Origin of the sequence: Methylobacterium sp. J-077 (assembly GCF_022829365.1) — a bacterium.
Taxonomy (GTDB): Bacteria; Pseudomonadota; Alphaproteobacteria; order Rhizobiales; family Beijerinckiaceae; genus Methylobacterium.
Window position 1 is genome coordinate 177106 of sequence record NZ_JAKSYJ010000236.1, and the last position, 24294, is coordinate 201399.

Genomic DNA, 24294 nt, shown 5'->3' on the forward strand with positions numbered 1-24294 from the left:
TCCGGAGAGCGAAAGACCGACCATGGCAAACGCAGCAGCTCAGGCGGTGCAGGCGCTGGATTCCGGGTTCGCGCCCGATCTGGCCGCCGCCGCACGGCCCGACCCGGAGGACGGACGCAGCGAGGCCCGTCAGTTCGTGATCTTCCACGTCGAAACGGAGATGTTCGCCGTCGCGCTGGCCGACGTGCAGGAGATCATCCGGATCCCCGAGGTGGTGCGGGTGCCGTTCAGCCCCGCCTCGCTGCTGGGGCTGGCCAACCTCCGGGGCACGGTCCTGCCGGTCCTGAACCTGCGGGACGTGTTCGCCTTCCCGCCGGTGCTGAACGACGATTCCACCCGGGTGGTGGTGCTCGACCAGGGCAATCCGATCGGCCTCGTGGTCGACCGGATGGCCAACGTCGTGACCGTCGATCCCGACCGGATCGAGCCGACCTCGGCGATCGAGGGCAGCGTCGACACCGCCCTCCTGACCGGGATGATCAAGGGCGATGACGGCCGGTCGATGGTGATGATCCTCGACGCGGCCCAGCTCGTCAGCCGCGAGTTCAGCCAGTTCTCCACGAAGGCCCGCCGGGCCGCCGGCCAGGTGCAGGCCGCCGACGCGGCCTCGTCCGCCCGGGCCGAGGTCGAGGCCGACGAGGACCAGCTCGTGAGCTTCGAGGTGGCGGGGCAGGAATACGCCTTCCCGATCGAGCGGGTGCAGGAGATCGTCCAGCTGCCCGAGCACCTCACCCACGTCCCGAACGCGCCGGCCCACGTGCTCGGGGTGATCACCCTGCGCAACCGCCTGCTGCCGCTCGTGTCCCTGCGCGAGATGTTCGGCCTCCAGGCCAAGGAATTCACCGAGACCAACAAGGTCGTGGTGGTGTCGCTCGGCGCGGGCGGGACCGTCTCGGTCGGCGTCGTGATGGACAGCGTCAAGGAGGTGCTGCGGGTCAGCCGCAGCCTGGTCGAGGCGATGCCCGCCCTGCTGTCGCAGGACGGCGGCATGGACGAGATCCAGGCGATCTGCCGGCTGCAGGAGGGGCGTCGGCTGGTCTCCGTCCTGTCGGTCGAGAAGATGTTCGACACCACCGAGCTGCGCAAGCTGGCCACAGCGGGGAACGAGGGCATGCGTACCGACGGACGACAGGACGGGGACGAGCGCCAGGACGCCGCCGACGAGGAGCAGTTCGTGGTGTTCCGCCTGATGGGCGAGGAATACGGCGTGCCGATCGAGGCGGTGCAGGAGATCGTCCGGGTGCCGGACGAGCTGACCCGGATCCCGAAGGCGCCGTCCTTCGTGGAGGGGGTGATCAACCTGCGCGGGGTCGTCCTGCCGGTGGTCGACCAGCGCCGCCGCTTCAACCTCGCCGAGGCGGAGCGCAACGACCGCCAGCGGATCATGGTCTTCACCGTCCGCGGCGTCCGGACCGGCTTCATCGTCGATTCGGTGTCGGAGGTGATGCGGATCTCGGCCAAGGCGATCGGTGCGGCGCCCAACCTTTCGGACGCACAGCAGCGCCTGATCCGCCGGGTCGCCAACCTGGAGAGCCAGAAGCGCATGGTCCTTCTGCTCGACACGATGCAGCTGCTGGACACGCAGGAAGCCGCCGCCGTCCAGCTCACGGCCCACTGAGCGAGGGTCCACCACCCCTCGTCCCGACATGTCACCCCGGAAAGACCCAGCATGATCCGCGCCCTCGTGGCCGATGATTCCGCGTTGATGCGCAGGCACCTCACGCAGCTCCTCGAGGCGGCGGGCGGCTTCACGGTTCAGACGGCCCGCAACGGCGTCGAGGTTCTGGAGGCGCTCCAGAGCTTCGATCCGCACGTGATCACCCTCGACGTCAACATGCCGGAGATGGACGGGATCACCTGCCTGTCGCGGATCATGGCCGAGGATCCGCGGCCGGTGGTGATGGTCTCGTCGCTGACCGAGGAAGGCGCCGAGACGACGCTGCAGGCCCTGAGCCTCGGGGCGGTCGACTTCGTCCAGAAGCCCGGCGGCACGATCTCCCTGTCGATCGACCGGATCCACCGCGAGCTGCTGACGAAGGTCCGCAGCGCCGCGGTCACCCGGGTCCGCCGCAGCACCGGGCTGCGCGGGCGCTTGGCCGCCCAGCGCCGGCGCCCGGCGCCGGAGCCGCCGCCCCGGGTCGCCTTCGCGAGCGGGGGGCGCCCCGGGCTGGTGCTGGTCGGCGTGTCCACGGGCGGCCCCGGGGTGCTGGAGGAGATCCTGCCGCGCCTGCCGGCGGACTTCCCCTGGCCGGTCCTGGTCGCCCAGCACATGCCGAGCAGCTTCACCGGGGTCTTCGCCCGGCGCCTGAACGACCTCTGCGCCGTCTCGGTGGTGGAGGTCGCCCGGCAGATGCCGATCGAGCCGGGCACGGTCTACATCGCCAAGGGGGATGCCGACCTCGTCGTCACCCGCCGCGGCACCGGCTATTCCGCGACGCCGCTGCCGCAGAGCGACGCGCATATCTGGCATCCCAGCGTCGCCCGCATGGTCGAGAGCGCGCTCGCCCTGCTCTCGGCCAACCGGCTGATCGCCGTGCAGCTCACCGGGATGGGCGACGACGGCGCCGAGGCCATGGCCCGGCTGCACGCCGGCGGCGGCCTGACCATCGCGCAGGACGAGGAGACCAGCATCGTCTTCGGGATGCCGCAGGAACTCATCAAGCGCGGCGGGGCCAGCGTGGTCCTGCCGAGCGACACGATCGCAGAGCAGCTGATCGGGTGGCTCCGTGCCCCCGAAGCCGGGGCTCGAGCCGGGGAACGCCGCCGTGGCTCTTAAGAAGCCGAACCACGCGCCGAAGGGCGCCGAGGACGTGCCGCACGCGGATCTCGCCGCGCTCACCCTCGCCCTCGCCTCCCCGGAGGCGGGCGAGCGGCGCCGGGCCGCGCGGGAACTCGGCGCTTTCCCGGAGGCCGGGCCGCGCCTGTGCGCGCATCTCGGAAGCGAGCCGGCGGCCAGCGTCCGGGCCGTGATCCTGACGACGCTGATCCGCATCAAATCCCCCGCGGTGGTGGAGGGCCTGCTGCCCCTGCTGCGCAGCGAGGACAGCGCCCTGCGCAACGCCGCGATCGAGGTGCTGCAGGAGATGCCCGCCGAGGTCGAGCCGCATGTCGCCGACCTGCTGGCCGATCCCGACAGCGACGTCCGGATCCTGACGGTCAACATGCTGAGCCTGCTGCCGCACCCGAAGGCGCCGGACTGGCTGGCCGAGGTCGTGGCGCGCGATCCCCACGTGAATGTCTGCGCGGCGGCGGTCGACGGCCTCGCCGAGATCGGCAACGAGAGCGCCATCGCGCCGCTCCAGGCCCTGGCCGCGCGCTTCCCCGAGGTGCCGTTCATCCGCTTCGCGGCCGCCGCGGCGATCCGCCGGATCGGAGGGTCGTGATGCAGCCCAACCATGCCTTCGCGCAGACCGCCCCGGCGATCCAGATCACCGAGGACGAGTACGAGAAGTTCTACGAGTATTTCTACCGTCGCACCGGCATCTCGTTCAGCGGCCGCAAGGAATATTTCGTCGAGAAGCGCCTCCTGGAGCGGATCGCCAAGACCGGCAGCGACAGCTTCAAGGCGTATTTCACCCTGCTGCGCTTCCAGCCCTCGGGCGAGGAGCTGCAGCATCTCGTCAACCTGATGACGGTCAACGAGACCTACTTCTTCCGCGAGGATTACCAGTTCGACGCCCTGGTGCGCGGCATCCTGCCCGAGATCACCCGGACGCGCCGGCCCGGCGGCACCTTGCGGATCTGGTCGATGCCGTGCTCGACCGGGGAGGAGCCGTACTCGATCGCGATCCAGATCCTCGAATACTGGTCGCGGGCGGACGAGTTCGCGATCGAGATCACCGGGTCGGACATCGATTCCCGGGTGCTGGCCGATGCCCGCAAGGGGATCTACGGCAACCGTTCTTTGCAGCGGCTGTCGCCGGAACTGCGCAAGAAGTATTTCCGCCGGCTCGGCGACGATCAGTTCGAGATCCACGAGGAGCTGCGCGGCTCCATCGAGTTCTCGATCGCCAACCTGTCCGATCCGATCCACATGCATCGCTACCGCGCGATGGACGTGATCTTCTGCCGCAATCTGTTGATCTATTTCGACGATACGTCCCGACGCTCCGCGGTCGAAGCGCTCTACGAATGCCTGACCCCCGGTGGGTTCATCTGCCTGGGCCATTCCGAGAGCATGAGCCGCATGTCGTCGATGTTCCTGCCGCGCAAGTTCGGCGACACGATCGTCTATCAAAGACCGGTCGAACAGGATTGAGACGGGCATGTCCGGAAAGCGAATCCTTGTCGTCGAGGACGGCATCACGATGCGGATGTTCTATCAGGACGTGCTCGGCCGGGCCGGGTTCGTCGTCGAGGAAGCCGCCAACGGGGTCGAGGGCCTGGAGAAGGCCCTGCTCGGCGGCTTCGACCTGATGATCGTCGACATCAACATGCCCAAGATGGACGGCTACGAGCTGGTGTCCCGCATCCGCCGCGAGCCGTCGCTCCAGGCGACCCCCGTGGTCACGATCAGCACCGAGGCGCAGGACGCGGACGCGACCCGGGCCTACGAGGCGGGCGCCAATTTCTACATCGTCAAACCGGCCGATCCCGTGCTCCTGGTCGAGACGGCGCGCCTGCTGACGGGTGCACAGGCATGACCAACCCCCTGCTGGCCCGGTTCATCCCGGAGGCGCGCGAGCTGCTGCAGGTCTCGGCCAGCGGGTTGCTGAAGCTGGAGCGGAATCCGACGGACGAGACCGCGATCAATGCGGTGTTCCGGGCGGTCCACACCATCAAGGGCTCGTCCGGCCTGTTCGACGCGCTCGCCCTGACCCGGCTGGTCCACGCCGCCGAGGATCTCCTCGGGGAGGTCCGGTCCGACGCGCTCCAGATCGATTCCGCCCTGGTCGACATGCTGCTCGACAGTCTCGATCAGGTCGGCCAGTGGATCGACGCGTTGGAGCGGCGCGGCGCGCTGCCTGCGGATGCCGACGGGGTCGCGCACCGGATGGCCACGCTCCTGCGCGAGCGGCTGGGCGCGCAGGACGATGGGCCCGACCGCGCCCCGGCGGACGGCCCGCAGCAAGGGGCCGATCCGGCACCTCTCGCGGACGTCGCGACGCTACCGCCGGCGCTCCTCGCCCGCCTGTCGGCCCCCGCCTGTCTGGACGCGTTCCGCCGCGCCTGCGGCGGCGAGGTCGTTCACCTGGTCCGCTATGCCCCGGAGCCGGGCTGCTTCTTCAGCGGCACCGATCCCCTCCAGGCGATCCGGCAGGTGCCCGGCGCGCTCGCCCTCGACATCGCGGCGGCCGAGCCCTGGGGACCGCTGGAGGCGTTCGACCCCTACCAGTGCAACCTGCACTTCGCCTTGCTGAGCGCGGCGCCCCGGCCCGAGATCGAGCAGGCGATGCGCTACGAGCTGGACCAGGTCACCATCGCCCCCGTGCGGCCCCGGGACCTCGTGCGGATCGCGGGCGAGGCCAGCGACGGGCCGATCTGGGACGATTTTCGCGAGGCGGCCTCGGGGTTCCTCGCCGCCGGGCGCCACGACGAGTTGCGCCAAGCCGTCTCAGCCCTGCGCAGCGTCGCCGGGGCGACGCTCTGGCGCCGGCAGGCGCTGGACTGGCTGGACGCGGCCCTGTCGGCCGGGGAGCCCGATCCGGCGCTCGTGGCGGCCCTCGTAGCGGCCGCCGGCTCGGGCCGGCTCGATCCGGTCCCGGCCGCGTCCGCGCTCACCGCCGCCCCGGCTCCGGCGCCTCAGCCGGCACCACAGGCCACCGATCCCCGGCAGGACCTCGCCCGCACCGTCCTGGCGAGCCAGCACCGGGCTCTGGAGCGCACCGGCTACGATGCGGACCGTCTCGCCTCGGTCGGCACCGTGGTGGGGAACGTGCTCCTCAGCCTCGGCCGCGCCGCCGACCGCGCCGCGATCCAGGCGGCGTTCGAGGCGGCCCGGGAGGCGCAATCGGTCGCGCCGGTTCTGAGCGCCCTGTCCGCCGTGATGGACGGTGCCCCGCTCCAGCGCCCGGAGACCGCGCCCGCGCTCCCGGACGCGCTGCCCCAGGCCTTCGAGGAGGCCGCGCCGGCGGCGGGCGCGAAGGAGCCCGAGGGGCGCATCGCCCCGAAATCCCTGAAGGTCGATCAGGCGAAGATCGACCTGCTGATGAACCTGATCGGCGAGCTGGTCGTCTCCAAGAACGCCCTGCCGTTCCTCGCCAAGCGCGCGGAGGAGACCTACGGCTCGCGCGAGATGTCCCGCGAGATCAAGGAGCAATACGCGGTCATCGACCGGCTCGCCCAGGAGATGCAGGGCGCGATCATGCAGGTCCGCATGCTGCCGGTCTCCGAGATCTTCGACCGGTTCCCCCGGTTGGTGCGCGACCTCGCGCGCAAGCTCGGCAAGCGGATCGACCTCGCCCTCGAAGGCGAGGACACGGCCGCCGACAAGACCATCATCGAGGCGCTGGGCGATCCGCTGCTGCACATCGTCCGCAATTCGCTGGATCACGGCATCGAGTCGCCGGACGAGCGCCGGGCGGCCGGCAAGGCGGCGACGGCGCGCATCCTGCTCAAGGCCCGCCAGGAGGCCGACAGCGTCGTCATCGAGGTCCAGGACAACGGCCGCGGGATCGACCCGGCCCGGATCCGCGCCGCCGCCATCGCCAAGGGCGTGGTCGCCCAGGAAGAAGCGGACCGCCTCTCCGACCAGGAGGCGATCAACCTGATCTACCGCCCGGGCTTCTCGACGGCGGCGGAGATCTCCGACCTGTCCGGCCGCGGGGTCGGGATGGACGTGGTGCTGACCACCGTGGAGAAGCTCGGCGGCCAGGTCTCGGTGAGCTCCCGCCTCGGCGAGGGAACGACGACGCGCCTCGCCCTGCCGCTCAGCATGGCGGTCACCCGGATCATGATCGTGGAGGCGGCCGGCAGCCTCTACGGCGTGCCGATGGACATGATCGTCGAGACCGTGCGGGTGCCGCGGGAGCGCATCCGGATGATCAAGACGTCCGAGACCTTCGTGCTGCGCGAGACGATCATCCCGCTGCTGCGGCTGTCGCGCCTGCTGCACCTGCCCGAGTCGCCGCGGGGCGAGGCCGACGCCGCCGTGCTGGTCTGCCACGTCAACGGCCGGCGGGCCGGGCTGATCATCGACAATTTCCGGGAGGGGATGGACGTGATCCTGAAGCCCCTGGAGGGCGTCCTGACCGGCATCGGCGGCTATGCCGGCACGACCCTCCTGGGGGATGGCCGCGTCCTCCTGGTCCTCGACCTCAGGGAGTTGCTGTGATGGCCATCCGGATCGTCCGCAAGACCGTCCATCTCGAAGGCCACTGCACCGTCGAGGAGGCGCTGCCGCTGCTGGAGGCCCTGCGCAGGCCGGGCGCCCACAAGGTCGTGCTGACCCAGTGCCAGGGGCTGCACACCGCGATCCTGCAGGTCCTGGCCGCCGCGCGGCCGGCTACCCTCACGCCGCCGGCCGATCCGGCTCTGGCCGGCTTGGTCATGCCGTTCCTCGAGGCCTCTCGGCAGGCCGCCCCAGAGGCGCCCGGAGCGGCCGCTTGACCACGATCCTGGCCATCTCGAACCGGAAGGGCGGCAGCGGCAAGTCGACGACCTCGGTCAACCTGGCCGCGGAATGCGGCGCCCGCGGCCGGCGCACGCTGCTGGTCGACCTGGACACCCAGGGGCATGCCGGGCTCGGCTTCGGCATCGTGCCGAAGCGCGACGCGCCGACCGCCCATCACGTCTTTACGAGCCCGGATTTCGACCTGCAGGCGGCGATCCGGCCGACCGCCTTCGCGGGCGTGTCGGTCGCCCCCGCCGACCAGCTGTTCGACGGCAGCACGGCTTTGGACCGCAGCGTCTCGGCCCTGCAGCGCTGCCTGCGCAGCCCGGAGATCGCGGCGCGGTTCGACCTCGTGATCCTCGACACGCCGCCCTCCCTCGACATGATCCTGGTCAACGCGCTGGCGGCGGCCGACGGCGTCCTCGTGCCGATGATCCCCCACGCCCTGTCGGCCGAGGGGGTGCGGCAGCTGGCACGCCTGTTCTTCCGCATCGCCACCACGGTGAACAGCGACCTGCGAGTGGTCGGATTGCTGCCGGTGATGCTGAACGTGCACACCAACCATCACCGCGAGACGATGCAGGACATCGCCCGGGAATTCGGGATCGAGCGCGTGCTCACCGGGATCCGCACCGATATCCGCCTGGCGGAGGCGTTCGCCGTCCGCAAGCCGATCCGGGACTACGCCCCGTCGAGCCGCGGCACCACCGATTACGGCCTGCTGACCGATGAACTGACCGCATTCTGGCAGGCCGATGCGGCACCCGCCCCCCACGCAGCATCCTAGGAGACGCAATTGGCCACGACGATCATGATTGTCGACGATTCACCGACCATGCTGATGAGCATCGAGGGTATCCTGACCAAGGCCGGCCTCGGGGTCGTCAAGGCGGCGAGCGGCGAGGCGGCGGTCACGACGCTGCAGGCGGGCACCAAGCCCAACCTGCTGATCACCGACCTCAACATGGGCGCGATGAGCGGCATCGACCTCATCCGCCGCGTGCGCAAGCTCCCGGGGCTGCAGTTCATCCCGATCCTGATGCTGACCACCGAGTCCCAGCAGGACAAGCGCAACGAGGCGAAGTCGGCCGGCGCCACGGGCTGGATCGTCAAGCCGGTAGACCCGGAAGCCCTGCTCAAGGTGATCCGCCAGCTGGTCCCCGGAGCCTGATCGTGGCCTGGGTGCCTCCGCCATACGCGATCCGATGGTTCGGCCCGTTCTGCGCGGTCCTCACCGCCCTGGCGCTCGCCGCCGTCGGCGCGGTCGCGTTCGGCCCCGTACCGGGCGTCGCCGCCATGGCGGCGGTGGGATTCGCGGCCGCCTGGGGGGCGAGCTGGGCCTCGGCTATGCTGATCCGCCGGTCGCCGGCGCTGAAGGCGCCGCCTCCCCAGGAGATCGCACCGGCGGAGGCGGCGGCGCCCCCGGGGGATCGGCCGGAGGAGGTCCGTGCAGGGGACGCGGCGGGACGGGCCGAGATCCACGCCGCCCTGGCCGACCATCTCGCGGTCTACGACCAGCTGTTCGCGCGCGCCGCCACCGACACGGCCTCGGTCACCGCGGAGACCGAGGCCGCCGCCTACGACATCATGACCAGCCTCCGGGAGGTCGATGCCGCCATGACCGAACTCCTGGCCTTCCTCGACCTGTCCGGCTCCAACGCGCGGGTGATCGAGATCGTCGACCAGACCGACCAGCAGCTCAGCGAGAACCGCCAGCTGATCGGCGACTTCCTGGTCCGGCGCGACCAGGACGTGGTGGAATGCCGGCAGCGCCTCGACGAGCTCGACGTCGCGACCGCGCAGCTGACGCGGGCCACCGAGGGCGTGCAGACCATCGCCCGCCAGACCAACCTGCTCGCCCTCAACGCCACCATCGAGGCGGCCCGGGCCGAGAAGGCCGGTGCGGGATTCGCCGTGGTGGCCAAGGAGGTCAAGGACCTCTCGGGTGCCTCGGCCGGCACCGCGACCCGGATCGCTGCGGATCTCGCCAGCCTGCGCGAATCCATCCGGGAGAATTTTTCTACCCTGGTGACCGACCGGGTCGAGAGCGAGCGCGGCGAACTCATGAAGATCGCCGCGGCGATCGCCAGCCTGACCGAGAACATGGAGCGCTTGGTCGCTCACCAGCGGGACACGCTGGTAAAGGTCCAGGAAGAGAGCGCCCGGATCGCGCAGCCGATCGTCCGGCTCATCGGCTCGATCCAGTTTCAGGATGTCACGCGCCAACGTCTTCAGCATCTCGAAGGTATTTTTGCCGTGGCGCGTACGCATCTTCACGCACTGGACTTATCAAATCCCTTGACGAAATCTTTTCCGGACCCTAAACAATTTGCAGAATTCGCACTATCGGAAGGTCCATCCCCTCCGAGAAGCGGCATGAATCACAATAACGATATAGAATTGTTTTAGATATTATAGATATTCTTCCATATAATTCCCGAAACCGGGCCGTGCATGTACCGTTCCGGTACGTGCGACAGGAGGATTGATCCATGGCATCGGTTCTCCTGACGGATGACGTGCCGGTCGTGCGGATGACGGTCCGGCGGTTTCTCGAACGCGGTCAGCACACGGTCCAGGAATGCGGCTCCGCCGCCGAGGCAGAGGCGCTGCTGAGCGGCCGGCCGTTCGACATCCTGGTCACCGACCTGTGGATGCCCGGACGGGACGGCCTGACGCTGATCGGCTGGGTGAAGGCACACAGGCCCGGCCTGCCGATCATCGCGATCACCGGGGGCGCCCCGCGGGCGCCGCAGCTCTTCTCGATGGAGGAGGCCGCCCGCGTCGGGGCCGACCGCGTGCTCATGAAACCGGTCGGCATGCAGGAACTCCTGTCCGCCGTCTCGGCCCTCGCCCCATCGGCCGCCACGGAGTGACCGAACTGATGCACGGCCTCGGACAAATCCTTCTGCAGAATCGGTCGGGCGTGCTGGACGCCTGGCTCGCACGCCTGCGCGACACCGCGCCGGGGGCGCAACCGGCCTCGCTGCAGCTGCTCAAGCTCGAACTGGGCACGCTGGTCGAGAAGCTGACGGCCTACTTCCTCGCCGGCGATGGCGACGGCGCCGGGCCGGCCTTCAAATCCGTCGAGGAGCAGGCCGCCACGATCAGCGCGGCCTGCGCCCGCGACGGCCTGACGCCGATGGAGACCGCCACGCTGATCCTGTCCCTGAAGACGATCGCGGGCGAGCTGCTCGATCGCGAGACCAGCGCCAAGGCGACCGAACTCTACAGGATGCGCACCGCCCTCGACGCGGGGGTGGACAGGCTGGCGCTGATCACCTTCGCGGCCTTCGTGGAGACCCGCGAGGAGATCATCAAGCGCCAGGGCCGGGCGCTCCTCGACCTGGCGACCCCGGCCCTGCCGATCTGGCGCCACATCATCCTGATGCCGCTCGTCGGGGTCATCGACACGCAGCGGGCCCGGCAGGTGATGGAATGGCTGCTGGAGGCGCTCGCCCGCGAGGAGGCGCATATCGCGATCCTCGACGTGACCGGCGTGCCGCTGATCGACAGCCGCGTCGCCCTGCACCTGACCAAGACCGTCGAGGCCGCACGCCTGCTCGGCTCCCGGGTGATCGTGACCGGTATCAGTCCGGACGCGGCCCAGACCCTGGTGAAGCTCGACGTGGACCTGTCGAGCATGATCACCCGGGGAACCCTGCGCGCCGGCTTGGCCGAGGCCTTCCGGCTCCTCGGCCGGCATCCCAAGGATCCGATCGAGACGAGCCTCTGATGCGCGTCCCCATCCTCCGGCTCGGCCGCGTCCTCCTGACCTCCCTGCCCGCCGACCTGACCGACCAGCAGGTGATGGACCTCCAGATTGACGCCCTCGCGCTGATCCAGGCCGGAAAGGCCGACGGGCTCGTGATCGACATCACGGCCGCCGACGTCGTCGACTCGTATATGGCCCGGATCCTCTCGGAGACGGCCAAGATGGTGACGATCATGGGCGGGGTCGCGGTCCTGGCCGGCATGCAGCCCGCCGTGGCCCTGACCCTCGTGGAGATGGGCCGGGGCATGATCGACATGGAGACCGCCTTCGATCTCGAAGGCGGCGTGGCCAAGGTCGCTCGGCTGGTGGCGTCCCGCGGAGGTCGCCATGACGAAGTCCCGATCGCCTGATCGCTCCGCATCGGAACCGGCCGTCGGCACCGAGACCCACGCCGTCGTCGAGATCCGGGTCCAGAACGACATCCTCCTGGCCCGTCAGGCGAGCCGCAAAGCCGCCGCGGCGCTCGGGTTCGGGACCGTCGACCAGACCCGCCTGGCCACGATCGTCTCCGAACTGACCCGCAACGCCCTGACCTATGCCGGCGGCGGCGCGTGCCGCGTGCTGACCCGGCTGACGGCGCAGGAGCGGTGCATCGTGATCGAGGTCGAGGATCAGGGCCCCGGGATCGCCGACGTCACGGGCGCGCTGGCGCGCGGATACTCCACCGGGGGCGGCGTCGGCCTCGGGCTTGCCGCCGTGCACAAGCTGATGGACGACATGACCATCGAGACCCGTCCGGGCCGCACCCTGGTCCGAACCGGCATGACGAGGCGCCGATGAGCCGGGAACCGGACGTGGTGCAGCCGGACGCAGTGACCGTCACGGTGACGACCGAGATCGACGTCGCCGAGGCGCGCCAGGAGGCGCGCCGGCTCGCCCTGCGCCACGGCTTCGGCACCGTGCGGGCGCACGGCCTGGCGACGGCGGTCTCCGAACTCGCCATGAACCTCGTCCTCCACACCGCGCGCGGCGGCCAGATCCGCCTGACCGCGCAGGATGCGGCCGAGGCGGCGGTGATCGAGCTCGTCGCCGAGGATGACGGCCCGGGGATCCCCGATCTCGCCCGCGCCATGGAGGACGGGTTCTCGACCCGCGGCGGCCTGGGCTGCGGCCTTGCGGGGACGCGCCGCCTGGTCGACACCTTCGCGATCACCTCCCGGGTCGGGGAAGGGACCCGCATCGTCTGCCTGGTGCGGCGGCCATGAGCTCGGGCCCGGTGATGCCGATTCCCCGGATCGCGGCGGCGACCCGGACCTATCCCGGCGAGACCGCGTGCGGCGACATGGTCGCCTGGTGGCGGGAGGGGGATGCCACCCTCGCCTGCATCGTCGACGGCCTCGGGCACGGGCCGGACGCCCACCAGGCCGCCCGGAGCCTGCTCGCCCTGGTCGAGGGACAGCCGGGGATCGAGCCGACGCAGCGGCTCGCCACCGCCGACAAGGCCATGCGCCGCACCCGCGGCGCCGCGGCGGCGCTCGTGCGGATCGATCCCGCCGCGAGCCTCATCACGACCGCGGCGGTCGGCAACATCCAGGGCGCGCTGTTCTCCACGCGAACCCTGCGCTTCGACGGCATGCCGGGGATCGTGGGCGCGGGCCTGCGCCCGCTCAAGCCGCTGATCCTCCCGTTCACCGCCGCCGATATCCTGGTCCTGTGGACCGACGGTCTGCGACCGGTGGATCTGGAGGCGGACCCGCTGGCGGCGCGCGGCGATCCGGAGCGCCTCGCCGCGGACCTGATGGCCAGCCATGGACGCCAGAGCGACGATTGCGCCGTCCTGTGCGTCGCCTTCCGGGCGTGAGGCCGCATGCGGAGTCTCCTGCAGCGCTACACCGCCGGGATGGCGACCTACGTCGCCACGGCGGCCGAGGCGCCGCTCCTCGACATCGAGGAGCTCGGCCGCCTGGCGATCACCGACGACATCTCCCTCGACGAGATCGCCGGGCTGCATGAGGGTGCGGCGCTGGCCCTGTCAGACCGGGGCGTGCCGATCAACCAGCCGGAGATCATCCGGCGCATGTCGGCCTGCCTGAGCGCCCTGATGGTCTCGGCGGCGGTGGCCTACCGCACCAAGATCGACCTGCTCGAGCAGCATCGGCAACAGGAGCGCGACCGGACCGAGCGGGACCGGCAGCGCCTGGAGACGCTCGGCCAGTTCGTGGGCTCGGTGGCGCACGAGCTCAACAACCTGCTCCAGCCCGTGCGCGGGATGACCGAGCTCATGCTGGCCGACTTGCCCGGGAAGCCCCCCGAGCGCGCCGACCTCGAAACCGTGGAAGCCTGCGCGATCCAGGCGGTCTCCGTCATCCAGGGCATCCTGGCCTATGTCCGGCGCGAGACGATCGCGCCCCAGAGCCTCGCCTTCGGCGCCGCCGTGGCGACCGCCTGCACCTTCATCCGCCCGATGCTGCGCGAGCCGTTCGAGGTCGCGATCCGGGATCACGACACCAGGATCCTGGCCCTCCAGGGCGAGCTGACCCAGATCCTGCTGAACCTGCTCCAGAACGCCGTGCAGGCCGGGGCGACGCGCATGCGGGTCGAGGTCGATCGGATCGGCGGCGACTGGGCGGTCGGCGGAGCGCCGGCGCGGATGCGGCTGCGGGTGACCGACGACGGCCAGGGCATGTCCGCGGCCGTCGCGGCACGGGCCCTCGACCCGTATTTCACCACCAAGGAGAGCGGCCAGGGCACCGGCCTGGGGCTCGCCATCGTCCGAAGCATCGTGCTCGGCTGGTCGGGCGACCTGCAGCTCCAGTCGGAGCCCGGGCGCGGAACCACCATCAGCCTGCTGCTGCCCGTCGCCGCCGGCTGATGCGAACCGGACCAGCCACGTCGGCGGGCGCGACAAAGCCTTGCCACCACTTAATTTTCCCGACGCGATCAACAGCCCTCCACCGGAATCCGGTCTCGCGGCGCAAGATGGGTTGAACCGGGACGGCGCCTGCGCTTTGTTCGCTATATGTTCTCAAAAGGACGGACTGGCGATGCAAGCTCACCCGCACGAACCACCCTTGGAGATTCGGCTCACCGAGGCCGAGGCGATCGCGCTGGCCTACCATCGGGCAGCCCGGGGCGACGCCTGGAGCGCCCTGGTCGCGGCGATCACCGATGCGCTCATCGACCTCGGCGAGGTGGAGCGGCGCGCCGCGCAGCAGGGCCGTCTGATCTCCCGGGGCTATGCCCGCTGCCGTACAGGGACGAATTGAGGCCGGCTCGGCACCGGCGTCTTGCAGGTGGCGGCGAAATCTGGCAATAATTCCTTATTCGTGAAAATAAACTTGCATTCGCCCGCGACGGGAGCCGGCCATGGGCGATATCAACGATGAACGCCGCCGCCTCTCGGCGACGTGGCTCAACACCATCGCGTCCGGCGTGGTCTCCGCCGGCTCGTGCGGCTCGCTGCTGGCCTACAGCTTCGGCCCGCGGCCGGGCATCAGCGGGCTTCAGGTCCTGGTCGTCTCGACCTGCGCGCTCGGCCTCGGCGCGACCCTGCACCTCCTGGCTCGGGCGCTCCTGAACAACCGGTGACGCGACGCCACCGGCAGGGTCCCCGAAGCCGAAACCGTATAAGACCCCGACGACCCTACCCATTCGGGATCCGCCATGACGCCGGCCGAGCGTGACCGCCTCGAGAAGTGCCTCGCCCTGGCGGCGCGGGGTGCGACCTTGGGCGAGCGCGACGCGGCCCGAGCCGCCGCCGAGCGCATCGCGGCCGGCCTCGGGCTGACGCTCGACGCGGCCATCGCCGGGCTGCGCGGTTCCCGGCCTGCGGCGGATCCGGAACCGCCGCGCCGGCCGCCGCCTTCCCCGCGGCGGCCCTTCGTGTGGGCGCAGCCGAAGGAGCCGGTGACGCCGATCACCGTCGAAGAGCTGCGGCGCCAGAAGGCCGAGACGGAGGCGTGGAAGAAGCGGGCCGCCGCCTCGGCCGAGCGCAGGCGGAAGCGGGAACGGGCCGAGCAGGAGGCCTATGCCGCCGAGCAGCGCGCCGCTCAGGCCGAGCGCGACCGGGAATGGGCCGCCGCCCAGGCGCGCCGCAAGGACCCCTGAGGTCCGGGTGCGGAGGTATCGGGTCAGGAGAGGGCCGTCTGGGCCGGCCGCGAGAGTGCGCTTGGGGCGTGGCGCGGGCCGCGCTTGCGCCGGAACCCGCCCGGCCCCTCGCGAGAGGGCCGGGCGTCGGGCGGATGTCGATGTCAGCGGCCGCGGCGGGTGAGCCAGCCGGCCGCGAAGGCGAGCGCCGCGATGCCGAGGAGGGTGCTTGTACGGTTGGTGTCGGCGTAGCGGATCGCCTGACGGCCGTAGGTCTCACCCCGGCGGCGCGCTTCGCGGGCGTAGCGGCGGCCGTCGTCGATCAGGTCGTCGGCCCGCTCGGAGGCGGCGTGCGCCAGGTGGCGGCCATCCTCGGCGAGATCCTCGGCCCGGTCGCGGGCGCGGCCGTAGACGTATTGCGCGCCGCCGGCCACCTGGTTCACGGCGCCGCGGACCTGCCGGCCCGGATCGCCGGTGAGGCCGCCGAGGGTGGTCTGGGCCCGGCCCTTGACGTGGCGGGACGCGCCCTGGATCTGGTCGCGGTTCATGCTGCTCTCCTGGTTGTGCAGTTGCTCGGGACGGGACCGGCCCTGCCGGCCCCGCCAGACCGGCTCAGCTCCGGCCGGTGACCTTGTCGGCCAGGTTCTTGACGCCGTCCTTGGCGTCGCCCACGGTCTTCTGCGTCTCGCCCTTGAGCTCCTGCGCCTTGCCCTCGGCCACGAGCTTGTCGTTGCCGGTCACGTTGCCGGCGGCCTGCTTGACGTTGCCCACGGCCTCGTTGGCCAGGCCCTTGATCTTGTCGGTGGTGCTGCTCATCGAAACATCTCCTGTGGCGTCTCGGGATGGCCGGCTTGTGCCGGTCGGAAGAGGTCCCCGCCGGAGGGCGGCGACCGATGGGGTTCAGGCGCGCCGGGTCTCGTAGGCGCCGAGCAGGGTGACGGGCTTGGGGGCGCCGAAGCGGCCGCCCAGGAAGCCGGCGAGCGCACCGAGCACCAGCGCCAGGGCGGCGTAGAAGGCGCCCTGCGTGGCCGCGGACTTCGTGGCGACGGCCGCGGCCTCGGCCTTCTGCTTGGCGGTGGCGACCGCCTGGTCGTACTGCTTCTCGTAATCCTGGACCTGCTGGCGGGCCTGCTCGACCGGGATGTTCTGCGCCTTGGCCAGCGCGTCCGCGGCGCGGGTCTCGGCCTGCTGCTTCTGGGCCGGATCACCGGTGAACAGGGCCTTCACGGCCGCCACGGCGGCATCGCGGGCGGCCTGCGGGTCCTGGCCGGCGGCCTGCTGGCGGACCGTGCTCTCGATGCCGTCGAGGGGGTTGGTGATCTTGGCGAGCGAGGGAGCGGCGGCCTGGGCCGCCGTCTGCACGGTGCCGCCGACCAGCGAGCCGGCGCCGCCGAGGGTGCTGGTCACGCCGCTGAAGGCGCCGCCGATCAGGCCACCGACCGCGGAGGTCAACAGGTAGAGCACCACCAGGGTCGTCACCGCCCAGGACACCAGGCCGTGAAGACCGGCCGAGCCGCCCACCGGCTTGCCGGACAGGCGCCCGGCGATGGCGCCACCGATCAGCGCCGCCACGATGCCCGAGGCCACGAACCAGATCCCGGCGCCCATGGAAGCGGTCGAGGCGGCCGGATTGTCGGTGGCCACGGGGCCGAAGGACGCCAAGCCCACGCCGGCCCCGATCAGGTTCAGGATTACCTGGGTGACCAGGGCCGTGGCGGCACCGGCGAAGATCGCGCCCCAGGAGACCTGGTTGAGCAGGACGGCGCGCGTATCGGCGGATGCGCCTGTCGCCAGGGGGGACGCAGTGGTCTGGATGGTGGTCACGCTGTAACTCCGGGTCGTCGGTCGTCGTGGAAGAGGGATCTGGGCTCAGTCGCGGCTGGCGCTGACCAAAAGGCCGAGGCCGAAGCCGGCAAGGCCCGCGACGAGCAGGGAAGCCAGCGGGTATTCGGCGACCTGATGGCTCACCTCGCGGGTGCCCCGGCGCAGGTAGTGGCCGCCGCGCTCGTAGGCGTCCTCGGCGTAGTCGGCGGCCTCGTCGGCCGCGTGCCGGACCGTGTCCTTGGCCTGGCCGTAGAGGTTCTCGGCCTGCCCGCTCGCCTCGCGGAAGCGGCCCTCGACCGTGTCGCTCCGCGAGCCGGTGAGGTCGCCGACGGCGCCCTGAACCTTGCCGCCGAGTTCCTTGGCGGCGCCCGTGATCCTGTCGATGTCGACCATGTCATTCTCCGGTTGTGATGGGTTCGGTGGGGATGGCGCCCGGGTCGGGGCGCCGCTCGGAAACTTGCAGATCAGTCGGTGCGGGGATCGGTCGGCCTGGACGGCTGCGCCCCGCGTTTCTGACGCCGGCCCTCGGCCTCGATCCGGGCGTCGCCGGTGAGCTTGCCGATGGCCTCTTTCACCGACGCCTTGAGGTGCTCGGCGGAAGGTACTTTCGTGCGTTCGGTCATGGGCACCTCGGTGTGCTTGAGAAGACCCTGGACCGGACATCAGATGTGTACCGCATTCGCGCCATCAATGGTACGAAAGTACTATTCTTTCATGCGACAAAGATTGGATCCGCTGTAGAAAACCGCTCGCATCCGCCAACGAAATCTCTTGCCCTCTTGCGGTAGCCGGGCGCGTCAGTCCCTGCCGGAGGGCCGAAACGCGTCTGCTCGAAACCTGCCGTCACGATCCGCCCGGCTCCCGCGTGCTGGCCCCTGCCCTATCGACAGCGGGGCTCAAACGGGTTGCGCACAAGCAGGTTCCCTCACCTACGTTCTTTTCACTGGTATGCCTGCATCACTGACGCAGTTGTTATCGATCAGAAGTGATCGCTATCCGGGAGATCGAGTGTATCGGCGGCCAAGCTCGGGCCTTCCCACCGGATCCGCGCGCCGCCCGGGCGAGCCTGGACGAGCGGTTCCGAGCGAACGGCGGAACGCGCGCGCCAACCGGGCTCACAGCCGGCCGGTGCCTGCGTCACCGGCGGCACGTATGGTTTCCCAACCGGCGGATATCTGAGCCCGCTGGTCCGTTGCCTGTATCCGCGGAGGGTCGGTCAGTCCCGCCACTGGCGGACAAGGATCCACCCCATGACAATCTTGATGTCGGTCGCGCTGGCACTCGCGGTGCTCGGCGCGCTGGTCACGAATTCCGCCTATCGGTTCGCGCCGATCACGAACAAGTTCGCGGGCTGGGACGTCGCCTTCGTCAGCGGCATCAGCGTCACCGCCCTCGGCGGCCTCGGCGCGCTGCTGCTGGTCTTCACCACCTGATCGCTCGAAGCCTGAGACGCCCGACCGGATCGCGCAGTCCGGTCGGTGCATAAGGCCACAGGGGCGGACCTATCCGTTGGGTGGCCTGTTCCTCCTCAGCACCCGCATCGGCGGATCAACGAGGTTCCCATCATGGCAGAACAACTCTCCGGTCAGGACGGCCGGCAGGGCAAGCGCGGCCGGCCCGCACTCATCGTCCTGATCGCCAGCGTCGGCCTCATGGTCGCCGCCCTGGCCGTGTTGATGACCTGGCAGGGCGCGAGTTCGCCGCCGGATTACGCCAGCCAGAGCCAGGCGGCCTCGCGCAAGCAGATCACCGGCAGCGAGAGCGGCACGACGGCACCGGCAAACGGCGGCGCGGTCCCGGGGGGCAATCCGTCCAATCCGCAGCCGGCCGCCCGCAGCGCCAATCCGTGACCCGGCACGATCACCGGTGCGCGGCGGAAATCTGCCGCGAGCAGGGCTGGCGTATCGGGACCTGCCTCGTCGGTGATGCCGGCTACGGCCCGACCGTGATCCAGATCACCGCTTTGGGCGACCGGGTCATGCTCGCCAAGATTCTCAGCCACGGCCGCGTGGCCGTGGCCTACAACGAGGCCCAGGCGTGGTCCCTGTCGCTGCGCGACTGGCGATCGGTCGGCTGATCTCGCACCATCGTGGTACGGAGCCGCCCGGGCGCATTCGCAGGACGATTCGGCCGTACCGCGCGGCGTCGAAGTCACCGGGGCGCGTCTTATATGTCCGGGAGCACCGGGGCGGCGGTCCGACGGCCTCGTCGGCCGGGCGCGAATCCACGAGGTAGGCTATGACGTCGCTGCTCGATCAACTCCGCACCATGACCGTGGTGGTCGCCGATACCGGCGACATCGGCGCCATCGAGAAGCTCAAGCCGGTCGATTGCACCACCAACCCGTCGCTGCTCCTGAAGGCCGCCGGCATGGCGGGGCTCGCCCCGATCGTCGACGAGGCGGTGGCCTGGGGCAAGGCGCAGGGCGGCGAGACCGAGGATGTCGTCCAGGCGGTGGCCGACCGGCTCGCCGTGTCGGTGGGCTACGAGCTGACCAAGCTGGTGCCGGGCCGCGTCTCCACCGAGGTCGACGCCAACCTGTCGTTCAACACCGATCGGACGCTGGAGAAGGCCCGGGCGATCGTCCGCGCCTACGACGAGCGCGGCGTGTCGCGCGACCGGGTGCTGATCAAGATCGCCTCGACCTGGGAGGGCATCCAGGCGGCCCGCGTGCTCCAGCGCGAGGGCGTCGACTGCAACCTGACCCTGCTGTTCTCCCTGGTCCAGGCCATGGCCTGCGCCGATGCCGGCGTGTTCCTGATCTCGCCCTTCGTCGGGCGGATCACCGACTGGTACGCCAAGGCCGAGGGCAAGACGTTTTCGGGCGCTGAGGATCCGGGTGTTCAGTCGGTCCGGGCGATCTATGCCGCCTACAAGGCGCGCGGGATCAAGACCGTCGTGATGGGCGCCTCGTTCCGCAACATCGGCCAGATCCAGGCGCTCGCCGGCTGCGACCGGCTGACCATCTCGCCGAAGCTGCTGGAGGAACTGGCGGCGACGGAGGGCCCCCTCCCCCGCGCCCTGTCACCGGACTCCTACGGCGAGCCCCCCGAAGTGCCGGCGACGGACGAGTTCTCGTTCCGCTGGGAGATGAACGAGAGCGCCATGGCCACGGAGAAGCTCGCCGAGGGCATCCGGCAGTTCGGCAGCGACCTGCGTGCGCTCCACACGCTCATTCGCGACCGGCTCGCGCGCGGGTGACCTGAGAGAGCCCCTACACCGAGGGGCGGGCCAGCCCGGAGCGCGGGTCGGACCCGCGTGTCGCTGGTGGATCGTTCCAGACGACCGCCGAGTTGAGTCCCCGCCGCATCTGCCGCGGTTCGGAGTGTGCCGTGTACAATCCCTTCTTCTCCTGGATGATGCTGGCGATCGAGGCCCAGCGCGTCGTCGAGCTGCGTCTGGTCCGCCTCGCCTGGGGCGGCAGCGAGGGGCTGGCCGAAGCGCACTCCATGGTTACCGAGAAGATGCAGGCCGCCGGCGAGGCCATGACGACGCTGATGACCGGCGGCTCGCCCGAGACGGTCATCGCCCGCTATCGTGAGCATGTGGCGTTCAATACGAAGCGCCTGACCGCGGCCTGACGCCCGGTCATCGCTCCGATGCCGGGAACGGAATGCGACGCCTGCCATGATCGAACCGAACCAAACCGCCTTCATCGTGAAGGTCGCGCGCCAGGACGAGGACGCCCCGGATTGCCTGCTGACGGTGTTCTACGCGGTGATCGCGGACAATCCCGACAGCGGCGTGCAGATCGTCAAGGAAGCCGTCAAGGACGGAGCCGAGGTCACGCTGACCGAGGTGCGCCTGTCGCAGGCCACGGCTCAGGCCATCGACCTTCGTCCCGGCTACGCCCGAGCTCTCTGAGCCGGATCGCGTCGCGGATCAGGCTTCCACGCCCATCCGTGTTGAGGGGCGAAATCGGATGGGCGTGGAAGGCCAGCGATCGGCTGGTGCATCCTGGGTACGTCGACAGGGTTAACGATCGCTTACCGGCGCCCGTTCAGGAATGCGGAGCGATCCAGCCCAGGACCGTCGCGCAACGCTCGGCTTGGTGGCGGGTCAGCCCGGAGGCGACGGCCGCACCGTTGCGATAGACCACGAAGGTGCCATCGTCGGTCGCGCGGATCTTGATCGACGCCATCACGCGTCTCCACCCGCGAAGGTTTGAAGCTGCGTCAGGCCGGCGGAGGTGATCTGCCAGATCGCGCGTTCGTCGCAGTGGTCGATCCGCTCCAGATGGCCGACGCTCTCGAGGGCCGTGAGCCGGCTGTGATCGGCGGGCCAGGATGCATTCGGCTTCCGCTGGATGGAAATCCGATAATCGCCTGATTCGGCGGCTTTATTGAGCAAGCGGCGCGCGTGATTGACCAGCATTGGCACTCCTAGGCAGCTCCAATCGGGACGCATTACTTACGTACAGGCTGGCCTATATGGTCAAGCTTGGCAACCCCACGCCTCGAAAACCCGCTGGATCGTTCCGGCCCATCGCTGCGGATCAGGATGCCAGCGCGAGATCCGCGCCGGCGCAGCCCAGCCCGACCAGGAACAGGCACCCACCCATCCCTTCGAGCAGGGCGCGGTACCGGGGCGCCCACAGGGATGCGGACGCCAGGCTGATACCGGCCACCACACAGAACACGCCCAACCCCATCATGACGGCCTCCGCGTCGCCCCGCGCCACGAGAACGACACGTTTCAAGCCCGAAAGGTTGCCGACCTCGCGGGTTGTCGACAGGAAAATCGGCCGTCGACAGCAGAAGGGCCGACCTTGCGGCCGGCCCTTCGGACAGAGGCGATGCGTTCGCGACCGGCACGGGCCGGCGCCGACCTCAGGCGAACATGTCGGGCTGGGTCGCGGCGATGTGGCTGTAGAGCGTCTGGAAGTGCAGCCAGCCGATGTAGTCGCTCCCGACATGCTCGCGGCTGTAGCGGGCGGTCTTCACCGACAGGAGCTGCGGCTTGATGCCGGTCGCCTCAACCAGGAGCTGCTGCTGGCAGGCCCGCTCCAGGGCGATGAACCAGAACGCCGCGTCGTCGATGCTGTGGCGGCTGCAGGTGAGCAGGCCGTGGTTCTGGTGCAGCACGCCGCGGTTGCGGCCGATCTGCTGGGCCACGGAGAGGCCGCTGGCCTTCTCGACCGCGACCGCCCCGGCCGAGGCGCCGATCACCGCGTGGCTGTTGTAGAAGGCGGCGGCATCCTGGCTGATCATGTCGAGGGGCCGGCCGGTGGCGCACCAGGCGGTGCCGTAGGTCGTGTGCGCGTGGCACATCGCCATGACGTCGGGATGTTCGTCGTGCACGGCGGCGTGGAGCACGAAGCCGGCGCGGTTGATCGCGTAGCGCCCCTCGACCACGTCGCCCTTGTGGTCGGCGAGGATCAGGTTCGACATCCGCACCTGCGAGAAGTGCACGCACATCGGGTTGGTCCAGTACAGCTCTGGACGCTCGGGATCGCGGATCGTCAGGTGTCCGGCGAAGCCGTAATCGAAGCCGTGCATCGCGAAGGCGCGGCAGGCGGCCACGAGGTGCTGCTTGCGGTATTCCCGCTCCTCGGCGTGGCTGGCGAACTGGGGGATCTCCGGGAAGATCAGGCCCGCCTGCTCGGGCTGGTAGATCGAGGTCCGCTTGCGGCCGGCGCTGTCGTTGGGCAGGTCGATGGCGATGTCGCCGTCGTGGGAATGGTCGTCGAGCATGGCGTGTCCTTTCGTCAGGGTGAGGGAGGGGGTGAGAGGGTTCAGCGGTTGACCAGGCACCTGGGCATGGTGAGCGCGAGGAGGCTGCCGATCGCGAGACAGCCGGCCAGCGTGTAGACGCCGAGGCTCGTGGACTTGGTCGTGTCGATGATCCAGCCGATCAGGTAGGGGCTCACGAAGCCGGCGAGGTTGCCGACCGAGTTGATCACCGCGATGCCGGTGGCGGCGGCCGCTCCCGCCAGGATGGCGGTCGGCAGGCACCAGAACTGCGCGAGCGTCACGAGCACGCCGATGGTCGCCACGGTGAGCGCGGCTTCGGCGACGACCAGATCCGTGCTGAAGCGGATGCTGACCAGCCAGCCCACCGCCCCGACGAGGCCCGGCACCACGATGTGCCAGCGCCGCTCCCGGGACGCATCGGACAGGCGCCCGACCGTGATCATCGCCACTGCGGCGGCGCCGTAGGGCAGCATTGTCAGGAGACCGATCCGCAGGGGGTCGGCGACGCCCGCGCCCTTGATCAGGGTCGGCAGCCAGAATCCGACGCCGTAGAGGCCCATGATGAAGAAGAAGTAGATCCCGCTGAGCAGCCAGACCCAGCCGCTGGTGAAGCCGTCGCGGAAGCGGTGCGCGGCCACGGAGGCGCCGTCGGCGGCGACGTTGCGGGCGAGCAAGGCCTTCTCGTCCGGGCTCAGCCACTTCGCCTTCTGGATGCCGTCGTCGAGATAGGCGAGCACGCAGATGCCCATCACCACCGAGGGCAGCGCCTCGATCAGGAACAGCCACTGCCATCCCGCGAGGCCCGCGGTTCCGGCGAAGGCGTTCATGATCCAGCCGGAGACGGGTCCGCCGATCAGGCCGGCGATCGGAATGCCCGTCATGAACATCGCGATGATGCCGCCGCGCCGCTCGGACGGGTACCAATAGGTCAGGTACAGGATCACGCCCGGAAATAGGCCAGCCTCGGCGAGGCCGAGAAGAAACCGCAGCACGTAGAACAGCATCGGCGACGTCACGAACATCATCGCCGCCGAGATGACCGCCCAGCTCAGCATCACCCGCGCGATCCAGATCCGGGCGCCGACCTTGTGCAGGATCATGTTGCTCGGCACCTCGAACAGGAAGTAGCCGACGAAAAAGATCCCGGCGCCGAGGCCGTACACCGTCTCGCTGAACTGTAGATCGCTGAGCATCTGCAGCTTGGCGAAGCCGACATTGACACGGTCGAGATAGGCCGCCACGTAACAGGCGAACAGGACCGGCACGAGGCGCCATGTGACCTTGCGGTAGACCCGCGTCGTCTCGTCGATACTGGGCTCGACGAGGGTCATGACCCCCTGTGCCATGGCGTTGACTCCCTAGACTTTATTGGTACCGCAACCGTCTATGCGGTGCGGGCGGCACTATCGTGCTCTGTCACGGCG

At 69.9% G+C, this 24294-nt stretch carries 36 protein-coding genes; 26 read left to right on the plus strand and 10 right to left on the minus strand.

Going from position 1 to position 24294, the window contains the following annotated elements:
* Nucleotides 1-22 precede the first annotated feature (22 nt).
* The 20 genes from MKL11_RS30605 (at nucleotide 23) to MKL11_RS30700 (ending at nucleotide 15374) form a co-directional block, all read left to right on the plus strand.
* Nucleotides 23-1618 (plus strand): chemotaxis protein CheW, encoded by a 1596-nt coding sequence (locus tag MKL11_RS30605; RefSeq protein ID WP_243950695.1) that lies wholly within the window; start codon nucleotides 23-25, stop codon nucleotides 1616-1618.
* Nucleotides 1619-1669: 51 nt separating this feature from the next.
* Complete coding sequence (gene cheB, locus MKL11_RS30610; protein ID WP_243950697.1) at nucleotides 1670-2776, plus strand: chemotaxis-specific protein-glutamate methyltransferase CheB; 1107 nt, start codon at nucleotides 1670-1672, stop codon at nucleotides 2774-2776.
* Complete coding sequence (locus MKL11_RS33460) at nucleotides 2766-3383, plus strand: HEAT repeat domain-containing protein (RefSeq protein ID WP_243950699.1); 618 nt, start codon at nucleotides 2766-2768, stop codon at nucleotides 3381-3383. The genes cheB and MKL11_RS33460 overlap by 11 nt, the downstream gene beginning before the upstream one ends.
* Complete coding sequence (locus MKL11_RS30620) at nucleotides 3383-4258, plus strand: CheR family methyltransferase (RefSeq protein ID WP_243950701.1); 876 nt, start codon at nucleotides 3383-3385, stop codon at nucleotides 4256-4258. The genes MKL11_RS33460 and MKL11_RS30620 overlap by 1 nt, the downstream gene beginning before the upstream one ends.
* A 7-nt stretch (nucleotides 4259-4265) precedes the next feature.
* Nucleotides 4266-4643 carry a response regulator gene (locus MKL11_RS30625; protein WP_243950704.1) on the plus strand — a complete coding sequence of 126 codons (378 nt, stop codon included), beginning with the start codon at nucleotides 4266-4268 and terminating at the stop codon, nucleotides 4641-4643.
* Nucleotides 4640-7273 (plus strand): chemotaxis protein CheA, encoded by a 2634-nt coding sequence (locus MKL11_RS30630; RefSeq protein WP_243950706.1) that lies wholly within the window; start codon nucleotides 4640-4642, stop codon nucleotides 7271-7273. Before MKL11_RS30625 ends, MKL11_RS30630 begins: the two co-directional genes overlap by 4 nt.
* The gene (locus tag MKL11_RS30635; protein WP_243950708.1) at nucleotides 7273-7548 is read left to right on the plus strand and encodes a hypothetical protein; all 276 of its coding nucleotides are present in this window, start codon (nucleotides 7273-7275) and stop codon (nucleotides 7546-7548) included. The genes MKL11_RS30630 and MKL11_RS30635 overlap by 1 nt, the downstream gene beginning before the upstream one ends.
* Nucleotides 7545-8339, plus strand: a complete 795-nt coding sequence (locus MKL11_RS30640; RefSeq protein ID WP_243950711.1) for a ParA family protein — start codon at nucleotides 7545-7547, stop codon at nucleotides 8337-8339. Before MKL11_RS30635 ends, MKL11_RS30640 begins: the two co-directional genes overlap by 4 nt.
* A 9-nt stretch (nucleotides 8340-8348) precedes the next feature.
* Nucleotides 8349-8723 carry a response regulator gene (locus MKL11_RS30645; protein ID WP_243950713.1) on the plus strand — a complete coding sequence of 125 codons (375 nt, stop codon included), beginning with the start codon at nucleotides 8349-8351 and terminating at the stop codon, nucleotides 8721-8723.
* A 2-nt stretch (nucleotides 8724-8725) separates the two neighbouring features.
* Nucleotides 8726-9961 carry a methyl-accepting chemotaxis protein gene (locus MKL11_RS33465; RefSeq protein WP_243950715.1) on the plus strand — a complete coding sequence of 412 codons (1236 nt, stop codon included), beginning with the start codon at nucleotides 8726-8728 and terminating at the stop codon, nucleotides 9959-9961.
* 83 nt (nucleotides 9962-10044) lie between these two features.
* Nucleotides 10045-10428 (plus strand): response regulator, encoded by a 384-nt coding sequence (locus MKL11_RS30655; RefSeq protein ID WP_243950717.1) that lies wholly within the window; start codon nucleotides 10045-10047, stop codon nucleotides 10426-10428.
* A gap of 8 nt (nucleotides 10429-10436) precedes the next feature.
* Nucleotides 10437-11288 carry an STAS domain-containing protein gene (locus MKL11_RS30660; RefSeq protein ID WP_279600812.1) on the plus strand — a complete coding sequence of 284 codons (852 nt, stop codon included), beginning with the start codon at nucleotides 10437-10439 and terminating at the stop codon, nucleotides 11286-11288.
* Nucleotides 11288-11677, plus strand: a complete 390-nt coding sequence (locus MKL11_RS30665; RefSeq protein ID WP_243950721.1) for an STAS domain-containing protein — start codon at nucleotides 11288-11290, stop codon at nucleotides 11675-11677. Before MKL11_RS30660 ends, MKL11_RS30665 begins: the two co-directional genes overlap by 1 nt.
* Nucleotides 11655-12107: an ATP-binding protein gene (locus MKL11_RS30670; RefSeq protein WP_243950723.1), complete on the plus strand. Its 453-nt coding sequence runs from the start codon at nucleotides 11655-11657 to the stop codon at nucleotides 12105-12107. The genes MKL11_RS30665 and MKL11_RS30670 overlap by 23 nt, the downstream gene beginning before the upstream one ends.
* Complete coding sequence (locus MKL11_RS30675) at nucleotides 12104-12532, plus strand: anti-sigma regulatory factor (protein WP_243950725.1); 429 nt, start codon at nucleotides 12104-12106, stop codon at nucleotides 12530-12532. The genes MKL11_RS30670 and MKL11_RS30675 overlap by 4 nt, the downstream gene beginning before the upstream one ends.
* On the plus strand, nucleotides 12529-13128 hold the full coding sequence (locus MKL11_RS30680; RefSeq protein WP_243950727.1) for a SpoIIE family protein phosphatase: 600 nt from the start codon (nucleotides 12529-12531) through the stop codon (nucleotides 13126-13128). The genes MKL11_RS30675 and MKL11_RS30680 overlap by 4 nt, the downstream gene beginning before the upstream one ends.
* A gap of 6 nt (nucleotides 13129-13134) precedes the next feature.
* On the plus strand, nucleotides 13135-14139 hold the full coding sequence (locus MKL11_RS30685; protein WP_243950729.1) for a sensor histidine kinase: 1005 nt from the start codon (nucleotides 13135-13137) through the stop codon (nucleotides 14137-14139).
* A gap of 199 nt (nucleotides 14140-14338) precedes the next feature.
* Nucleotides 14339-14533, plus strand: coding sequence for a hypothetical protein (locus tag MKL11_RS30690; protein ID WP_409565937.1), 195 nt, complete (start codon nucleotides 14339-14341; stop codon nucleotides 14531-14533).
* 100 nt (nucleotides 14534-14633) lie between these two features.
* Entirely contained in the window at nucleotides 14634-14855 is a 222-nt protein-coding gene (locus MKL11_RS30695; protein WP_092038138.1) for a hypothetical protein, read from the plus strand.
* 75 nt (nucleotides 14856-14930) lie between these two features.
* Entirely contained in the window at nucleotides 14931-15374 is a 444-nt protein-coding gene (locus tag MKL11_RS30700) for a hypothetical protein (protein WP_243950732.1), read from the plus strand.
* A gap of 143 nt (nucleotides 15375-15517) precedes the next feature.
* Here the strand turns inward: MKL11_RS30700 and MKL11_RS30705 are convergent, their stop codons facing one another.
* From MKL11_RS30705 to MKL11_RS30725, 5 genes are all read right to left on the minus strand, one after another.
* Nucleotides 15518-15901 carry a CsbD family protein gene (locus tag MKL11_RS30705; protein ID WP_243950734.1) on the minus strand — a complete coding sequence of 128 codons (384 nt, stop codon included), beginning with the start codon at nucleotides 15899-15901 and terminating at the stop codon, nucleotides 15518-15520.
* A 64-nt stretch (nucleotides 15902-15965) separates the two neighbouring features.
* Nucleotides 15966-16169: a CsbD family protein gene (locus MKL11_RS30710; RefSeq protein ID WP_243950736.1), complete on the minus strand. Its 204-nt coding sequence runs from the start codon at nucleotides 16167-16169 to the stop codon at nucleotides 15966-15968.
* Between the two features lie 84 nt (nucleotides 16170-16253).
* Nucleotides 16254-17177: a PhnA-like protein gene (locus MKL11_RS30715; protein WP_243950738.1), complete on the minus strand. Its 924-nt coding sequence runs from the start codon at nucleotides 17175-17177 to the stop codon at nucleotides 16254-16256.
* Between the two features lie 45 nt (nucleotides 17178-17222).
* A complete protein-coding gene (locus tag MKL11_RS30720; protein WP_092038124.1) occupies nucleotides 17223-17570 on the minus strand; it encodes a CsbD family protein in 348 nt (115 codons plus the stop codon).
* 71 nt (nucleotides 17571-17641) lie between these two features.
* Nucleotides 17642-17800 carry a CsbD family protein gene (locus tag MKL11_RS30725; protein ID WP_243950740.1) on the minus strand — a complete coding sequence of 53 codons (159 nt, stop codon included), beginning with the start codon at nucleotides 17798-17800 and terminating at the stop codon, nucleotides 17642-17644.
* Between the two features lie 627 nt (nucleotides 17801-18427).
* On the opposite strand from MKL11_RS30725, the gene MKL11_RS30730 reads away from it, so the two are divergent.
* The 6 genes from MKL11_RS30730 (at nucleotide 18428) to MKL11_RS30755 (ending at nucleotide 21041) form a co-directional block, all read left to right on the plus strand.
* Nucleotides 18428-18610, plus strand: a complete 183-nt coding sequence (locus tag MKL11_RS30730; protein ID WP_243950742.1) for a hypothetical protein — start codon at nucleotides 18428-18430, stop codon at nucleotides 18608-18610.
* 132 nt (nucleotides 18611-18742) lie between these two features.
* The gene (locus MKL11_RS30735) at nucleotides 18743-19027 is read left to right on the plus strand and encodes a hypothetical protein (RefSeq protein ID WP_243950744.1); all 285 of its coding nucleotides are present in this window, start codon (nucleotides 18743-18745) and stop codon (nucleotides 19025-19027) included.
* The gene (locus MKL11_RS30740) at nucleotides 19024-19254 is read left to right on the plus strand and encodes a hypothetical protein (protein ID WP_243950746.1); all 231 of its coding nucleotides are present in this window, start codon (nucleotides 19024-19026) and stop codon (nucleotides 19252-19254) included. The genes MKL11_RS30735 and MKL11_RS30740 overlap by 4 nt, the downstream gene beginning before the upstream one ends.
* Nucleotides 19255-19415: 161 nt before the next feature.
* Entirely contained in the window at nucleotides 19416-20378 is a 963-nt protein-coding gene (gene tal, locus MKL11_RS30745) for a transaldolase (RefSeq protein WP_243950748.1), read from the plus strand.
* Nucleotides 20379-20509: 131 nt separating this feature from the next.
* Nucleotides 20510-20758, plus strand: coding sequence for a hypothetical protein (locus MKL11_RS30750; protein WP_243950750.1), 249 nt, complete (start codon nucleotides 20510-20512; stop codon nucleotides 20756-20758).
* Between the two features lie 46 nt (nucleotides 20759-20804).
* Nucleotides 20805-21041 carry a hypothetical protein gene (locus MKL11_RS30755; RefSeq protein ID WP_243950752.1) on the plus strand — a complete coding sequence of 79 codons (237 nt, stop codon included), beginning with the start codon at nucleotides 20805-20807 and terminating at the stop codon, nucleotides 21039-21041.
* 136 nt (nucleotides 21042-21177) lie between these two features.
* On the opposite strand, the gene MKL11_RS30760 is transcribed toward MKL11_RS30755, so the two are convergent.
* From MKL11_RS30760 to MKL11_RS30780, 5 genes are all read right to left on the minus strand, one after another.
* The gene (locus MKL11_RS30760; RefSeq protein ID WP_201025736.1) at nucleotides 21178-21318 is read right to left on the minus strand and encodes a hypothetical protein; all 141 of its coding nucleotides are present in this window, start codon (nucleotides 21316-21318) and stop codon (nucleotides 21178-21180) included.
* Nucleotides 21318-21551: a hypothetical protein gene (locus tag MKL11_RS30765; protein ID WP_243950754.1), complete on the minus strand. Its 234-nt coding sequence runs from the start codon at nucleotides 21549-21551 to the stop codon at nucleotides 21318-21320. Before MKL11_RS30765 ends, MKL11_RS30760 begins: the two co-directional genes overlap by 1 nt.
* Before the next feature lie 121 nt (nucleotides 21552-21672).
* Nucleotides 21673-21876, minus strand: coding sequence for a hypothetical protein (locus MKL11_RS30770; protein ID WP_243950756.1), 204 nt, complete (start codon nucleotides 21874-21876; stop codon nucleotides 21673-21675).
* Between the two features lie 130 nt (nucleotides 21877-22006).
* Complete coding sequence (locus tag MKL11_RS30775) at nucleotides 22007-22870, minus strand: class II aldolase/adducin family protein (RefSeq protein ID WP_243950760.1); 864 nt, start codon at nucleotides 22868-22870, stop codon at nucleotides 22007-22009.
* A 41-nt stretch (nucleotides 22871-22911) separates the two neighbouring features.
* A complete protein-coding gene (locus MKL11_RS30780) occupies nucleotides 22912-24216 on the minus strand; it encodes an MFS transporter (protein WP_243950762.1) in 1305 nt (434 codons plus the stop codon).
* Between the last annotated feature and the right edge of the window lie 78 nt (nucleotides 24217-24294).

Excerpts from the sequence above, each read along its gene's own strand:
- MKL11_RS30605 (WP_243950695.1), top strand. The coding sequence starts at position 23 with ATGGCAAACGCAGCAGCTCAGGCGGTGCAGGCGCTGGATTCCGGGTTC.
- cheB (WP_243950697.1), top strand. The coding sequence starts at position 1,670 with ATGATCCGCGCCCTCGTGGCCGATGATTCCGCGTTGATGCGCAGGCAC.
- MKL11_RS30620 (WP_243950701.1), top strand. The coding sequence starts at position 3,383 with ATGCAGCCCAACCATGCCTTCGCGCAGACCGCCCCGGCGATCCAGATC.
- MKL11_RS30625 (WP_243950704.1), top strand. The coding sequence starts at position 4,266 with ATGTCCGGAAAGCGAATCCTTGTCGTCGAGGACGGCATCACGATGCGG.
- MKL11_RS30630 (WP_243950706.1), top strand. The coding sequence starts at position 4,640 with ATGACCAACCCCCTGCTGGCCCGGTTCATCCCGGAGGCGCGCGAGCTG.
- MKL11_RS30635 (WP_243950708.1), top strand. The coding sequence starts at position 7,273 with ATGGCCATCCGGATCGTCCGCAAGACCGTCCATCTCGAAGGCCACTGC.
- MKL11_RS30655 (WP_243950717.1), top strand. The coding sequence starts at position 10,045 with ATGGCATCGGTTCTCCTGACGGATGACGTGCCGGTCGTGCGGATGACG.
- MKL11_RS30660 (WP_279600812.1), top strand. The coding sequence starts at position 10,437 with ATGCACGGCCTCGGACAAATCCTTCTGCAGAATCGGTCGGGCGTGCTG.
- MKL11_RS30665 (WP_243950721.1), top strand. The coding sequence starts at position 11,288 with ATGCGCGTCCCCATCCTCCGGCTCGGCCGCGTCCTCCTGACCTCCCTG.
- MKL11_RS30670 (WP_243950723.1), top strand. The coding sequence starts at position 11,655 with ATGACGAAGTCCCGATCGCCTGATCGCTCCGCATCGGAACCGGCCGTC.
- MKL11_RS30675 (WP_243950725.1), top strand. The coding sequence starts at position 12,104 with ATGAGCCGGGAACCGGACGTGGTGCAGCCGGACGCAGTGACCGTCACG.
- MKL11_RS30680 (WP_243950727.1), top strand. The coding sequence starts at position 12,529 with ATGAGCTCGGGCCCGGTGATGCCGATTCCCCGGATCGCGGCGGCGACC.
- MKL11_RS30685 (WP_243950729.1), top strand. The coding sequence starts at position 13,135 with ATGCGGAGTCTCCTGCAGCGCTACACCGCCGGGATGGCGACCTACGTC.
- MKL11_RS30695 (WP_092038138.1), top strand. The coding sequence starts at position 14,634 with ATGGGCGATATCAACGATGAACGCCGCCGCCTCTCGGCGACGTGGCTC.
- MKL11_RS30700 (WP_243950732.1), top strand. The coding sequence starts at position 14,931 with ATGACGCCGGCCGAGCGTGACCGCCTCGAGAAGTGCCTCGCCCTGGCG.
- MKL11_RS30705 (WP_243950734.1), bottom strand. The coding sequence starts at position 15,901 with ATGAACCGCGACCAGATCCAGGGCGCGTCCCGCCACGTCAAGGGCCGG.
- MKL11_RS30710 (WP_243950736.1), bottom strand. The coding sequence starts at position 16,169 with ATGAGCAGCACCACCGACAAGATCAAGGGCCTGGCCAACGAGGCCGTG.
- MKL11_RS30720 (WP_092038124.1), bottom strand. The coding sequence starts at position 17,570 with ATGGTCGACATCGACAGGATCACGGGCGCCGCCAAGGAACTCGGCGGC.
- MKL11_RS30725 (WP_243950740.1), bottom strand. The coding sequence starts at position 17,800 with ATGACCGAACGCACGAAAGTACCTTCCGCCGAGCACCTCAAGGCGTCG.
- MKL11_RS30730 (WP_243950742.1), top strand. The coding sequence starts at position 18,428 with ATGACAATCTTGATGTCGGTCGCGCTGGCACTCGCGGTGCTCGGCGCG.
- MKL11_RS30735 (WP_243950744.1), top strand. The coding sequence starts at position 18,743 with ATGGCAGAACAACTCTCCGGTCAGGACGGCCGGCAGGGCAAGCGCGGC.
- tal (WP_243950748.1), top strand. The coding sequence starts at position 19,416 with ATGACGTCGCTGCTCGATCAACTCCGCACCATGACCGTGGTGGTCGCC.
- MKL11_RS30755 (WP_243950752.1), top strand. The coding sequence starts at position 20,805 with ATGATCGAACCGAACCAAACCGCCTTCATCGTGAAGGTCGCGCGCCAG.
- MKL11_RS30760 (WP_201025736.1), bottom strand. The coding sequence starts at position 21,318 with ATGGCGTCGATCAAGATCCGCGCGACCGACGATGGCACCTTCGTGGTC.
- MKL11_RS30765 (WP_243950754.1), bottom strand. The coding sequence starts at position 21,551 with ATGCTGGTCAATCACGCGCGCCGCTTGCTCAATAAAGCCGCCGAATCA.
- MKL11_RS30775 (WP_243950760.1), bottom strand. The coding sequence starts at position 22,870 with ATGCTCGACGACCATTCCCACGACGGCGACATCGCCATCGACCTGCCC.
- MKL11_RS30780 (WP_243950762.1), bottom strand. The coding sequence starts at position 24,216 with ATGGCACAGGGGGTCATGACCCTCGTCGAGCCCAGTATCGACGAGACG.